The organism is Kitasatospora sp. NPDC059827, assembly GCF_042731675.1.
Classification (GTDB): domain Bacteria; phylum Actinomycetota; class Actinomycetes; order Streptomycetales; family Streptomycetaceae; genus Kitasatospora.
Genome location: NZ_JBHWIV010000048.1, coordinates 53,986 through 66,499, shown reverse-complemented (window position 1 = coordinate 66,499; position 12,514 = coordinate 53,986). Strand labels below are relative to the sequence as shown.

Here is a 12,514-nt window from a genome sequence, read left to right as displayed (position 1 = left end):
CAGGTGGGGGTGTCGATGCTGGGGAAGATGTTGAGGACCTTGCGGCGGCCGGCGAAGTCCTGGAGCGAGGTGTCCGCGAGGCCCTCGCCGACCAGGGTGAAGGCGGGGGCCTGGCTGCCGGCGGCGGGCAGCGCGCCGCCGATCTCGACCGGGTTCCCCTTGAGCGTGACCTGAGCCATGAAAAGCCTCCTACCAGCGGTGTACGACAGACAACGCCGTCGATCCTACTGCCCGCACCCCGCCCCCGACGCGGGGTGACCGAGGAGCGGACACCCTCCCGCCCGGCGCTGGGGGAGTCGGCCCGGTCCTGGGCCTGAGGCCGGTGGGCGGGGCTGTGCGATGCTGACGGGACGGCAGACGGCAGACGGCCGGTGGGACAGGGGGAGGGGCGGATGGCCGAGGGCGGCGGGAGCGGGTTCGACGTGGTACGGCGCGGCTACGAGTGCGCGGAGGTGGACGCCTACCTGGCCCTGGCGCCCTCCCGGCGCCCGGAAGCCCCGGGTTTCACCATCGCCCGGCGCGGCTACGACCGGGCGCAGGTCGACCGCGCGCTGGCCGCCGCACCTGCTGGTGCGGTGCCCGTGGACGCGGTCGCCCGGCGCGGGTTCGACCTGGTGAGCTGGGGCTACGAGCGGTCCGAGGTGGATGCCTACCTGGCGTCGGCGTCGGTGCCGGTGCCGGGGCGGCGTGCGGGCGGGCCGCGGTTCCGCGTCGTGCGGCGCGGATACCACCCCGCGCAGGTCGACCTGGCGGCGGCGGGCGCGGTGCCGGTGTTCGCCACGGCGTGGCGCGGCTACGACCCGGCACAGGTGGACGCCCACCTGGCGCAGGCCGCGCATCGACGCCCGGCGGCCTCGGCGGCCGCGGTGTTCGCGGTGGTGCCCCGGGGCTACCGGCGTGCGCAGGTGGACGGCTACCTGGGGGCGTACGGTCCGGGCGGCACGGTCGCGCCGTCCTGAGGACCGCCGGGCCGACTGTCGGGCCGACTGCCGGGCCACCGGCGGTTGTGCGAATTCAGTGACGCATCGTCAGTTCCTCGTGGTCTACTGCGTGCCGGGATCATTCGCGCACAAGTCGCCGCGAGGAGTGGACCGTTCGATGAGCGCCGTATGCCCGGGTTGCGCCGCCGGGGAGCACGCCCTGCCCGTGCCCGAGGCCCTGGAGGCCGCGGCCGCGGCCGCCGTGGACCCGCCGGCGGCCGCCCACCTGGCCCCGCCGCCCGCGCCGGGGCCGCAGCCCGTACGGGAGAGCGCGGCGGTGGCCGTGCTGGTGGTGCTCGCGGCGCTCTGGCTGCTGGTGGGGGTGCTGGGCATGCTGCACCCGGATCCGGACCTGCATCGTCACGACGACGCCTACCGGGCGGGCTACCTGCTGGGCGGCCTGGTCGGCCCGGCGGTGCTGACGGCCGCGGCCCTGCTGGTGCGCACCGTCTCCCGGCGGCGGGGCCGGCGACGGGAGGAGGAGCGACTGCGGGTCCAGCACGCGCGCCGGCAGGACCTGATGCAGCGGTGGCGGCGCGGCTGGTGGTGCCGGCGCTGCCGGGCGGCGTTCTTCCCGTCCGGTGCGCTGCACCCGGGCAGTCCAGCCTCGCCCGCGCTGGCGGCGCAGCACTACCCGGCCTGGGTGCTGGGCGCTGGCGCCCCGGGGACGCGGGGAGAGGACGGCCAGGTGCTCTCGTAGTGGGCCAGGCGCACGTCGCGCCCGGAAAGGGCACATCCCGGCGGCGGCCATCACCCGCCGGGAGGCGGTGTTGTCGAGGTCGGTGCCGCCGAGCACATCCCGACCCCCGTTGCCGCGCTCAGCCCGGACGGCCGCCGCCTCGCCGTCGCCCAGCCCAAGGGCATCGCCCTGATCGACCTGCCGGGCTGACCGGGCAGGCCGGGCAGGCCGCACGGAGGTGTCGGAGGGCGTGGCTAGCATCCCCGGCATGGGCTACACCACTGACTTCACCGGCCGGGTCGCCGTCACCCCACCGCTCAACCCGGCCGAGGCCGCGTACCTGCGGAAGTTCGCCGGCACCCGACGCATGGACCGTGCCGGCGGCCCCTACTTCGTCGACGGGAGCGGCTACGCGGGGCAGGGCCGCGACGCCGACATCCGCGACTTCGACAAGCCCCCGGCGGGTCAGCCCGGTCTCTGGTGCCACTGGGTGCCGACGGCGGACGGTGCGGCGATCGAGTGGAGCCAGGCGGAGAAGTTCTACGACGCGCCCGAGTGGATGACCTATCTGATCGACCACTTCCTGAAGCCGCACGCCCACGCCCAAGGCACGCCCGGTTTCGAGGAGTTCACGTTCGACCACGTGGCCGACGGCACGATCGACGCGCAGGGGGAGGAACCCTGGGACACCTGGCAGCTCCTGGTGCGCGGCAACGAGGTCTCCGTCTCCGCGGCCGAACTCCCGGACCCGGCATGGCTGTGCGAGAGGTGCCGGGAGCCCGTCGCCGACGAGGACGCCGTGTGCTGCCCGGGCGCGGAGCCGATGCCGGTGTTCCCGGAGCCGTGACGTCCGGGGGAACCGGGCGTTCCTCGCCCCCACCAACGCGCCCGCCCGCCTGCCCGCCGGCCCGTCCGGATGGCAGCCCTCAGCTGTACGGGCTCCAGCGCCCGAAGCGGGCCAGCAGGTGGCGGGCGCCGTCCTCGTCCAGGCCGAGTGCGGCGGCCGTCGCCGCGAGGCCCAGGTCGCGCCGGGCGTCGTGGGCGGGCCAGTACGCGGTCCGCTCCGCAGTCACCTCCAGCAGCCGGGCGGCCCGCAGCGCCGCCAGCGGGGAGTTCTGCGCCAGCTTCTCGATGGCCTCGCCCAGGCCGTGCAGCACCTCGGCGAGGTCCTCGGGCAGGGCCACGGCCGACTTCTCGACCTCGACGGTGTGCTGGTCCCACTCCTGCTCGCAGGTGTCCGCCGGCTCCGCGGCCGCTTCGCCGAGCCGCTGTTCGCCGATCTGCTCCCAGTCGAGCGGGTGCTCGGGGCCGGACCAGCCGCAGGAGCACACGGCGCGCAGGGCGTGCGCACGCGGGGAGAGGCGTGAGTGCCCGTCGTAGACGGTCCACTGCGCGGTGGTCAGTCCGGCCCCGTGCTCCGTCATCATGATGTACGCGGGTTCCGGCACGGTCCCGTCGGCGAGGAGCACGCCGACCGACCCGGTGTGCGAGGCCCCGAACTCGTCCGTCGTCCATGTCTCTTGCTTGACCATGACGAGCCTGCCTCTCCAGTGGTCCGCCTACGCGGAACGCCCGCCCCCGGGCGCGGCACCGACGATCCCGCAGCAGGGGCTCACGGACCACCGAAACCGCGAAACGCCGCCCATCCGTGTCACCTTCGGGGACACTCCCCTCGGGAACGGTCGGCCGGCTGGCTACGGCGCGCGTTCGGAGCAGAAGGTCGACAGCGAAGGCGGCCGGCACAAGAATGCCAAAGTGGCGGAGAGCCCGAAGACCGCAGTGAGGTTCGATGAAACCGATACGGATCTACCCGAAGTTCCAGCGGCTGATCGTCGTGGCGGGCGGGCTGGTGTTCCTTTCGATCGCGGTCGCCGGTGTGATCATCACCCCGATCGGTTCCAAGGTGTTCTACTCGTTCATGCTGGTGTTCTCGGTGATCTGGTGTCACCAGGGTGCCCGGCTGGGACTGGTCATCGGTCCGCAGGGCATCGTCGAGCGCTCGATGGGGCGTCCGAACCGCATCCCCTGGCAGGACATCGAGGACGTCAGGGTCGAGGGCGGGACGAACGCCGGGGTGGCCGCGGTCGTGATGATCGCGCTGACCGTCCGCGGCGGTGACGTCCTACTGCTGCGGGGAACAGCGCGGTACGACCGGAAGGGCGTCGAGCAGACCCGCCGTCGGATTCTTGCCATGCGGGCCGCCGCCCTGGGTGCTCCCGTGGAGTCGTAGGGCTTTCAGAATCCGGGAAACGACTAGGATCCTGCTCGCCGCGCACGCAGGTGCGGGGGCGGGGGGTCGGGGCGAGGTGTGTCCGCGCTGCCTTCGTGCCTTCGTGCCTTCGTGCCTTGTGCCTTCGTCGGTGCCCGGTGCCCGGTGCCCGGTGCCCGCTCACGGGCCGCTCGGTGCGGGTGAGCGGCTCCTCTCCCCGTCCCGCTAGGAAAGCAGTTCATGGTCTTCTCGCTTGTGGTGCTCGTCGTGCTCGTGGTGCTCGTCGCCGTCGTGGGCAAAGTGATCGTCTCGCAGCGCGCCCGGGAACGGCGGAGCCTCCTGGAGACCGAGCTGTGGCGCAGGCTGGCCCCGCGCGAGCAGCTCGTGGTCAAGGGGGACGAGCCGTCCGCGGAGTTGGCGGCCGTGTTCGATGCTGCCGGGTGCGGTGACTGGCGGGCGGCGGCGAACTACCTGGCCGACGCCGAAGCCGAGGCCGACAGCGGTGCTGACAGCCGCGCCAACCGGCGCTGGATGCGGATGGAGCCGCTCAGCACGGCGGCGTCCAAGGAGGACCACTGGCTGCGGCGCTGGCGCGAGGAGGAGCCGCGCGACGCGGCGGCCGCCCTGCTGCAGACCGACGCGCTGGTGCAGCTCGCCTGGGAGATCCGTACCGGCAGGTACGCCTCCGAGGTGACCAGGGAGCAGGCCCGCGGGTTCCACCGCGTGCTGGGGGAGGCGGAGCAGGCCGCGCGGGAGGCCGTCGAGCTGGCAGCGGCCGAGGACCCCAACCCCTGGGTGGCGCAGATCGCGATCGCCATGGGACTGGGCCGGTCGAACGAGGACTTCCGTCAGCTGTGGGCCGAGGTGACGGCCCGTGACCCGCACCACCTGCGGGCGCACGAGGGCGCGTTGCAGTACTGGTGCGCCAAGTGGCACGGCAGCCACGAGCTGATGCACGCCTTCGTCGACGCCGCGCTCGCCGACGCACCGGCCGGCAGTCTGCTGACCACCCTGCGGGTGCGGGCGCTCTTCGAGCAGTACACCCGCGACAGCGCCGGGGCGGCCGCCTACCGGACGCCGGAGTTCACCGCAGCCGTGGACGCCCTGCTGGCCGACCTGGAGCAGGCCGACCCGGCGCACCCGCAGCTCCAGGCCGCCCGGGGCTGGGCCGCCTGGTCACTGGTCATGAACGCCCGGGTGGCGCACGCCTTCGAGATGTTCGAGGTGATGGGCCGTGAGGTGGCCGGTCCCTGGAGCGCCTACGAGGACCCGCAGACGGCCTTCCACCGGATGCGCACGATCGCCGTGGACGCGATCGCCCGGGCGACGGTCTGACCTGCACCGGTCGGGCGCCGGTCAACGCCCGGCCGGTGCGGGACCGTTCGATCAACGCCCGGCCGGTGCGGGACCGTTCGATCAGCGCCCCGCCGGTGCCGATCGCCCCGCCGACACCGACCGTCCGATCGGCCAACGCGGTCCGTCCGGGCTGCCCTGCCACGCCCACTGGGAGTCGGGGGTGACGGTGATGCCGTAGTCGTACCGGTCCGGGCGGCCGAGCTCCTCCCACGCGGACCGGGCGGCCGTCACCTCGTCGCCGATGCGGCGCGGCCCGCCCTGGTACAGGATCACGGAGCCGTCGCCGCGCGCGGTGAACGCGGCCCACGACCGGTCGCCGTCGTGGACCCAGGCGTTGACGCCGTCCTCGTCCGGGCCGGTGAGCAGCGTCGCGTCCGGTACGGCCACGCGCAGGGCGAAGCGCAGGTCCCAGTCGCTCTCCAGCGGGCCCAGGTCGTACGCCGGCAGCAGGCGCTCGGCGTCCGGTTCGGCCGTGCCGCCGCGCACCGCGGTGTAGGCGGCGTGGCCGGCGGGGGTCGGGGTGGGGGCGGTGCGGTCGGCCATGAACTGGGCGAGGCCCTGGACCCAGCCGGTCGCGCTCCTGCCGTCGTCGGCGACGACGAGGGCGACGTGCCCCAACAGGCCCCAGGGGTAGACGATCCGGCCGCCCGGCCGTACCGCCTCCACCCAGGCCCACGGGACGGCCTCCACCGCGTAGGTGGCGTGGATCCGGTCGACGGGCACCCCGCCGGGCACTCCGCCGCCGGTCGCGTTGCCGGCCACCACCTCGACGACGAGACCGGCGGCCGCCAGGCGGCGGCGGGCGGCGGCGGCCAGGTGCTCGTCCACCTCGCTGGAGACCACCAGCCCGGGACCGGCCCGCCACGCGGCCAGTGCCGCCGTCCACCCCTGCCCGGTGCCGATGTCCCACACCCGGTGGCCGGGCTCCAGACGGAGGCTGTCCAGCATGTCCGCCACGACGGACGGCGCGGACAGCGACGAGGACGGCAGGCCGCCGTCGAGTTGGGTGACGGCCGCGTCGTGGACGCCGGCGAACAGTGCGTCCGCCCACCCGCGCCGGTCCGTCGTGCGGTCGAGCGGCACGTAGGCCCGGCCGTCCCAGCGCCACAGCCGGTCCGGCGCGAAGCGGTCGCGCGGCACCGCCGCCATGGCCTCGCGCACCCACGGGGACGCGGTCGGCCACGCCCCGTCGCGCTCCATCACCGCGTCCAGGCGTGCCCGGCGACCCGCCAGGTCCTCGTCGTCCGTCACCGTGCGCTACTTGCGGCGCGTGCCGGTGCCCGGCGGCGGGGGCGGGACCTGCCCGTCGTTGTTCCCGGGCGGCGGGGTGCCCGTTCCGGGGTCCGGCGCCGGCTTCTCGTGCTTGCCCATGCGGGTTCCCTTCGGTCGCGTAGGGGACACGGTCGGCCGCTCATCCTCGCCCACCCCGGTGCCGCACGGTAGTGGGCGCGCGGGAGCGCCCACGGGGCGCGCGCCACAGCGCCGCGCCCGCCACGGGCCCGGCGTCCGGTTCCGGTTCCGGTTCCGGTCAGAAGGACCGGAAGATGCCGTCCGGGTCGTCCTGAGCGGCCCTGGCGAACTCCTCGAAGCCCATGTTGGCGATGCTCAGGTTCGCGTGGATCTCGTGGACGCCGGTCGGGAGGGTGCGGAAGGAACGGCCGTACCTGGTCGTCAGGGCGTAATCCCCGTCCTCCCCGTCCTCCTCGTGGTCCTCATGGTCCTCACGCCGGACGGCGGTGACCGCGAGGAGCGTGCGGGGCGCGGACCGCATCGTCGTGCGGTCCGCGAGGAAGACAACGCTCGGGTTTTCGCCGGAGCGGACCTCCGCGGCCACCTCGTCGGCAGTCGCGTCCGCCCAGACAGGGTCGTCGACGAAGTGGACGAGCGGCTCGTAGCGCCGGTCTCCCCAGGGCTTGCCCAGTTCCGCCACCACCGCCCGCCAGCCGGCCTCGTCGTGGTAGTCGGTGCGGATGACCAGGGCGTCGAATCCGCCGTGCTCGGCGACACCGGGCAACGTCCTCATGGGGGGTTCCCTCCCTCGGAGCCGACCGCCGATCCGCGGTCGGGACAGCTCCGTACGGTCCAGTCTTCCGCGGAGCACTGACAGCAAGGGCAGACGGCCCGGGGCCCGGCGCGCCGGGCGGTCGCGGGCCGGGACTGGTGCGCGGAGGGAGTGTGCTTCAACCGGGCCCGAGCTCCGGTAGGGTCAACACCCCTCAACTACAAGATGATTGACGGTGATGCACGTGCAGAGGTACGGCCGAACCGAGCTCGAATGGGACGAGTTGACCGAGGCCGGTTGCGACTACCTGGCCGAGGTCGCCAGAAGCGGCGGCATGACGACCTACACCAAGCTGAACGCGGCCCTGGTGGAGCGGACGGGGCAGCCCGGATTCGACTTCTCGCAGGCCGGGCACCGGGCGGCCGTCGGCCACCTGCTGGGCCTCGTCACGGCAGCCGGCCGTACCGGGAAGGAGCCGATGCTCTCCGCGCTGGTCCAGTACGAAGGGCTGAACGACGCCGGCCCCGGGTTCTACCGCCTGGCGCAGGAACTCGGGCTCCTGTCGCTCGGCGCTTCGAAGGCGGAGAAGGAGAAGTTCTGGACCGACCACGTGCGAGCCCTGTACGCCGTGCACCCCCGTGCCACCGGCCCGGCCGCCGGCGGGAAGCTCTAGCGGCGCGGAGGCAGGACCCCGGGGTCCTGCCGGTCCGTTCGACGGCGCTGTCCGTGGGCTACCGAGGTCAGAAGAGGGTGGGCTCGACCCCGTCCGCCCCGCCGAGTCCCGGGAGGGCGTCCTGCCGGACGACGGCATCGGCCAGCGGCACCTGCTTCATGCTGCCTTCGCAGAGGATGAGGGAGCGGCGGTCCCGCTTGTGGTCATGGATCACGCCGTAGCCGGCACGGCGGGTCGGCATGAGGGCTACCGGCCGTTCGCAGGCCGGGCACTGAACTCTCGGGGCACGCATACGCACAGGTTGCCCGGTGCCACTGACATTGACCAGAGCCGCGCGGATGCGGGCAGGTCTGCGGGTCTCTGTTCCCGACGACCTGATGATGAATCCGCCGTCCTGAATCGTGGTTTGGCCGAAGGGTCCTGCCTGCTGGAGAAGTCCGGTGACGAGAACGGGCGGCCTTGCCCGTCCGCCCGCCCGCCCGCCCGCCTTGCGTCCGCGGATCGGGAAGGGGAAGCGCTGACCGTGGCCGCTCCGGGCCGTCTCTCTCCCGTGCTCGCCTGTCGGTGGGGTTGTCGCAGGTCGCGAGCATAATCGCTGGCATCGCGATCACCGCACCAATCGGAGGCCCACTTGTCCTCGTTGTACGACTTCGAGACCTGGGAGCCGCTGCTGCGGCTCCTGCGGACCGTGAACGCGCAGGCGCTCGCCGTGCCGGGCGGCCAGGTCTCGGGCGATATCGGCTGCGGCTCGTACAGCGTGCCCGTGAAGTGGCGCTACCCGCCGCCCGGTCGGGCCCTGCTGGTGTCGGACAACCAGGAGGAGCACGATGCGATCGAACGGGTGCGGGACGCGCTCGCCGGGGCCGGCGTGGCCGACGTCGGCTTCTCCGTGGAGATCCCGCCGAGCGGAGCGGCGGTTCTACGGCTGTTCGATCGCAGCCCGGCAGCCGATCGTGGCCTCGGCGGCCCTGTGGGCGCGTTGACCCTCGTCGAGGGCGCGGTTCCCGAGCCGTGGCGCCGCCTGCCGGAACCCTCGGACGGGGCACGGCCGGCCGCGTCCGCGGACGCGGCACTGCTGGAACGGACCCTGCGCGAGCGGATACCGGATGCGATCGGCGCCACCGAGGAGGAGATCGCCGCCGCGGAGGAGCGGCTGGGCCTCGCGCTTCCCGAGGAGGTCAAGGCGCTCTACCGGGTGACGCGCGCACGGTGGGAGGACTGGCAGGACGACTACGCGGCAGCGGAGCACGTCTGGGGCGCGGTCGGCTTCGAGCTGAGCTCCCTGGAGTACCTCGCCGTCGCCGACCTGTCCTACCGTTCGCACTTCCGCTGGGAGCACGCGGCGACGGGGGCCGTCCTCACCGGACCCGACGACGCCGTACAGGACCTGGTCGGTTCTCCGGGGTGGATCGTCCTCGGTGGCACCGGCGGAGGGGACATGGTCGCCGTCGACCTGACGCCCGGCCCCCGCGGCCACCTCGGCCAGGTCATCGTGCTCGACCACGAGCAGAGCATCGGCGCGTCACTGTGGGCCGAATCGCTCACCGACCTGGTCCTCGGCCCCGAACGGGACTGGTACACCGGACACCGGTGGGACAAGCGGCCGGTGACGGCCATCGTCCACGACCGGAGCATCGGGAGCATCGAGGCCGCCGCCCATCCCGCCCTGGAAGTCCTGAGAATCGGGGCATGGAGTGGCACGCCCCTCAGCCTCGCCCCCGTCGTCGGGCTGCCCCGTCTGCGCACGCTCTGCGCCTACCCCGGCACACTGGCCGACCCGTTGGAGATCGCCGCACTGACCGGACTGGAGTTCCTCGAACTCGCGCCCGGGGACTGGCGGATCCTGCTGGACGCCGGAGCGGTCCCGCGCAGCCTCTTGGCCGCCTCCATCGAGACCTCCGGGAGAGCGGACCCGCGGCCCGTCGTGGACCTGGCCGACGAGATCCTCGCCCTCTGGGACCGTCCCCTGATCACCGAGACCGTTGTCCACGGCGACCTCGGCCCCTTGCCGTAGCCCCGCCTGACCAGCGAAAACGCCATTGGTCCCGCACGGTCGCGTGAGGGACCGATGGCGTTCCTGCACAGGGGAACAGATGGTCAACCCGAGGTGGTGCCGGGTTGACCGGCCGCATCGCGTCGGGTTAATGCCCTGAGTCCCCGGCGCGAAAGGGGCGGACAATGCGCGTGTTCGGTGCGGCCGACCGGTCCACGCCGCAATCCCCTTGGGAGGAATCCGTGCCGCTGCCCAGCCCGACTCCGCCCCCGGACGGCCGCGGCTGTGCGACGCGCCGCTGGACGTCGTGGTCGGACAACCCGTCGGGATCCTGCGCGAGGTGCGGCCCGAGATCGTCGTCACGCACGAGGCCCACGGCGGGCTGACCGGACACCCCGATCACGAGCTGACACCCTGACTGCCCGGCCCTGACGCTCCATTGGGGAACGCAGGGCTGTTGAGCAGGGCTGTCGAGGAGTCAAGGGGCGACGGACATCGTGCCGCGGGCGCGTGGATGCGGACGGGGAGAGCTCGATTCTGCCGGGAGCTGACGGGCGCTCCCCGCCGGTACGGGCGTCGATGTCCTTCCGCGGCGCCGGGTGATGGGCCGGGCCGGTCCGGCGGGCCCGGTTGTCGGTGGTCACCGCTACGTTCATCACCACAAGCGCTGCCGCCGTGTTGCGGCGCGCTGTCCCCCCAACCCCATTGGAGATGGTGTGCTTCTGCCTGCCTGGGAAGGTTCGAGTACGGTCCGGGTGGTTCCGCCCGCCCGGCCCCGCAAGCTCGCGAAGGTGCCGTTCGTGCAGTTGGCGGACGGTCGGTTGCAGGGTGTGGTGTCCAGTGGTTCGGACATCGGCCGGGTCTACGTGTCGGCCGTCGAGGCCGGTTCCTTCGCGTTCTCGTGCAGCACCAACAACAACCGTCCGTGCGGCGGTGCCCGGGGTGGCTACTGCAAGCACCTGGAGGCGCTGGTCGGCGAGGCCGTGGTGCAGTTCGGCGGTGACCGTGTCGCCCGTTACCTGCGGGTGGACACCGGTACGGAGGAGGCCACCGCCCCGGTCATCACCGGTGCGATGACCGCCACCCGCCCGGTGAAGGCCGCCGAGTCCCCGGCGGCGGCGGTGTTCACCCGGTTCCTGAACCACCTGGAGTACCTGGAGTTCGAGCCGGTGACCACCCCGCTGCCGGACATGCACTGGTTCCCGACCACCCGGGCGGTGGCGTGATGCGCACCGACCTCCTCCACGCGCCGGTCGGCGGCCTCGACGAGGCGCTCGCTGTCGTCGACGCCTTCGACCGGGCGATGTCCGACGGCCTGGTGCGGCCCCGGCCCGCCCAGGCCCAGGCGCTGGCCGAGCTCGCCGGGGCCGTCGCGGACTCGCCGCTGGCCGCCCTCGTCGCCGAGGCCGCCGAGAAGGCGGCCGCCGGCACCGCGGACGAGGGCCACCTGCTGGCCCTGGCGGCCGCCCGTACGGCCCTGCTCGGTGCGGCCCACGACGCGCTGCACGGCGTCGTGGGCGAGGCGACCGGTCGTACCACCGCCCCGTGGACGGTGCCCGCCGAGGGCCCGGGCGGCGCGTCGAACGTGCTCACCGCGGTCCGCGCCTGGCTCGCGGACCTGGCCCGTACCGGCTGGCTCGGCATGGACCACGACCTCGTGTCGGCCTCGGCGCAGCTCGTCTCCGCGATGCTCCCGGACCCGCAGCTGCGCCGCCTCGCCGTCCTGCTGGACGGGTTCGCGGGCGAACTCGCCGCGTCCTGCCCGGGAGCGAGTCTGGAACGCGTCCCGGTCCGCCGCTGGGCCGACCTGTGGTCGCGGGCAGTGCTGCTGACGACTCCCGGTGCGGGCACTCTCCCTGACCCGCAGACGGTCACCGGACGGCTGCTGCCGTTCGGCGTCGACCTGCACGAGCACGCGACGGCCGCACAGGCCCAGGTCCACGCCGTGTTCGAGCCGGCGGACGGTTCCGCGCCCCGCCTGGTCCGGGCGTCGGTGTCGGTCCCGAAGCCGGACAGCGTCTTGGGCGCCGGGGTCTGGCAGCTGCTGCGCCCCCGGATGTCGCTCCTGGCGGCGGCGGGCGAGGGCCGCGCCGTGACGGTCACGGACATGCCGCTCACCGCCGAGGGCGACCTGCTGTGGAGCGACGACCTCGCCCGCACCGCGGCCGAGGCCGACCCGTTCGCCACCGCCCGGGTCGTGCTGCCCACGGCCGTGGGCGCGCCGGTCGCGCCGCTGGAGCGCCACCCGGTCCGCCTGGCCGAGCCGGTCTTCCTGGAGGGCTACACCGCCCGGGAGCAGGACGGGGTGCTGACCCTCGACCTGGCCGGCCACCCGCTCGCCGTCGACACCGACCGCATCCCGGTGGCGGGCCCGCTCACGCCGCAGGCGGTGGCCGCGTCCACCGCGTGCATCGGCCTGCTGCGCTGGGACGCCGGGGCCTTCGTCCTCCAGCCACTGGCCGTCGAATCCACCGTCAAGCGCCGGACGGTGGGCCTGCACGCCGGTGCGTGGGCGGGCGGCACCACCGACAAGAACGGCGGCAAGGCCGAGGCGGCAGCGACCGAGACGGTGACCGTGCTGCGCGAGCGCGCCGGCAAGCTGCTGCGGAAGTGAACGGACCC

General features: G+C 73.8%; 15 protein-coding genes. 10 read left to right on the top strand and 5 right to left on the bottom strand.

The window, feature by feature from the left end:
* Window positions 1-179 (bottom strand): redoxin family protein (locus ACFV8H_RS26820; protein ID WP_380404651.1); only part of this gene is annotated, 179 nt, incomplete at its 3' end.
* A gap of 213 nt (window positions 180-392) precedes the next feature.
* On the opposite strand from ACFV8H_RS26820, the gene ACFV8H_RS26815 reads away from it, so the two are divergent.
* From ACFV8H_RS26815 to ACFV8H_RS26805, 3 genes are all read left to right on the top strand, one after another.
* The gene (locus ACFV8H_RS26815; RefSeq protein WP_380404631.1) at window positions 393-959 is read left to right on the top strand and encodes a DivIVA domain-containing protein; all 567 of its coding nucleotides are present in this window, start codon (window positions 393-395) and stop codon (window positions 957-959) included.
* 139 nt (window positions 960-1,098) lie between these two features.
* Complete coding sequence (locus tag ACFV8H_RS26810) at window positions 1,099-1,680, top strand: hypothetical protein (protein WP_380404629.1); 582 nt, start codon at window positions 1,099-1,101, stop codon at window positions 1,678-1,680.
* 247 nt (window positions 1,681-1,927) lie between these two features.
* Window positions 1,928-2,506: a hypothetical protein gene (locus ACFV8H_RS26805; protein ID WP_380404626.1), complete on the top strand. Its 579-nt coding sequence runs from the start codon at window positions 1,928-1,930 to the stop codon at window positions 2,504-2,506.
* Between the two features lie 79 nt (window positions 2,507-2,585).
* Here ACFV8H_RS26805 and ACFV8H_RS26800 read toward each other — a convergent pair whose 3' ends face one another.
* On the bottom strand, window positions 2,586-3,191 hold the full coding sequence (locus tag ACFV8H_RS26800; RefSeq protein WP_380404623.1) for a hypothetical protein: 606 nt from the start codon (window positions 3,189-3,191) through the stop codon (window positions 2,586-2,588).
* A 257-nt stretch (window positions 3,192-3,448) separates the two neighbouring features.
* Here ACFV8H_RS26800 and ACFV8H_RS26795 point away from each other — a divergent pair, with 257 nt between their 5' ends.
* Window positions 3,449-3,889 (top strand): PH domain-containing protein, encoded by a 441-nt coding sequence (locus tag ACFV8H_RS26795; RefSeq protein ID WP_380404620.1) that lies wholly within the window; start codon window positions 3,449-3,451, stop codon window positions 3,887-3,889.
* A 219-nt stretch (window positions 3,890-4,108) separates the two neighbouring features.
* Window positions 4,109-5,203 (top strand): hypothetical protein, encoded by a 1,095-nt coding sequence (locus ACFV8H_RS26790; RefSeq protein WP_380404617.1) that lies wholly within the window; start codon window positions 4,109-4,111, stop codon window positions 5,201-5,203.
* Between the two features lie 81 nt (window positions 5,204-5,284).
* On the opposite strand, the gene ACFV8H_RS26785 is transcribed toward ACFV8H_RS26790, so the two are convergent.
* Complete coding sequence (locus tag ACFV8H_RS26785) at window positions 5,285-6,475, bottom strand: protein-L-isoaspartate O-methyltransferase (RefSeq protein WP_380404614.1); 1,191 nt, start codon at window positions 6,473-6,475, stop codon at window positions 5,285-5,287.
* Between the two features lie 277 nt (window positions 6,476-6,752).
* A complete protein-coding gene (locus tag ACFV8H_RS26780; RefSeq protein WP_380404611.1) occupies window positions 6,753-7,247 on the bottom strand; it encodes a DUF6924 domain-containing protein in 495 nt (164 codons plus the stop codon).
* Between the two features lie 217 nt (window positions 7,248-7,464).
* On the opposite strand from ACFV8H_RS26780, the gene ACFV8H_RS26775 reads away from it, so the two are divergent.
* Window positions 7,465-7,899, top strand: a complete 435-nt coding sequence (locus tag ACFV8H_RS26775; protein ID WP_380404609.1) for a hypothetical protein — start codon at window positions 7,465-7,467, stop codon at window positions 7,897-7,899.
* A gap of 67 nt (window positions 7,900-7,966) precedes the next feature.
* Here the strand turns inward: ACFV8H_RS26775 and ACFV8H_RS26770 are convergent, their stop codons facing one another.
* Entirely contained in the window at window positions 7,967-8,140 is a 174-nt protein-coding gene (locus ACFV8H_RS26770; RefSeq protein ID WP_380404606.1) for a hypothetical protein, read from the bottom strand.
* 390 nt (window positions 8,141-8,530) lie between these two features.
* On the opposite strand from ACFV8H_RS26770, the gene ACFV8H_RS26765 reads away from it, so the two are divergent.
* The 4 genes from ACFV8H_RS26765 to ACFV8H_RS26750 all read left to right on the top strand — a co-directional run bounded on the left by ACFV8H_RS26765 (window position 8,531) and on the right by ACFV8H_RS26750 (window position 12,506).
* The gene (locus ACFV8H_RS26765) at window positions 8,531-9,913 is read left to right on the top strand and encodes an SMI1/KNR4 family protein (protein ID WP_380404604.1); all 1,383 of its coding nucleotides are present in this window, start codon (window positions 8,531-8,533) and stop codon (window positions 9,911-9,913) included.
* A gap of 208 nt (window positions 9,914-10,121) precedes the next feature.
* Window positions 10,122-10,310, top strand: a complete 189-nt coding sequence (locus ACFV8H_RS26760) for a hypothetical protein (protein ID WP_380404601.1) — start codon at window positions 10,122-10,124, stop codon at window positions 10,308-10,310.
* 304 nt (window positions 10,311-10,614) lie between these two features.
* Complete coding sequence (locus ACFV8H_RS26755) at window positions 10,615-11,118, top strand: hypothetical protein (RefSeq protein WP_380404649.1); 504 nt, start codon at window positions 10,615-10,617, stop codon at window positions 11,116-11,118.
* Window positions 11,088-12,506, top strand: a complete 1,419-nt coding sequence (locus tag ACFV8H_RS26750; RefSeq protein ID WP_380404646.1) for a hypothetical protein — start codon at window positions 11,088-11,090, stop codon at window positions 12,504-12,506. Before ACFV8H_RS26755 ends, ACFV8H_RS26750 begins: the two co-directional genes overlap by 31 nt.
* The last annotated feature ends 8 nt before the right edge of the window (window positions 12,507-12,514 follow it).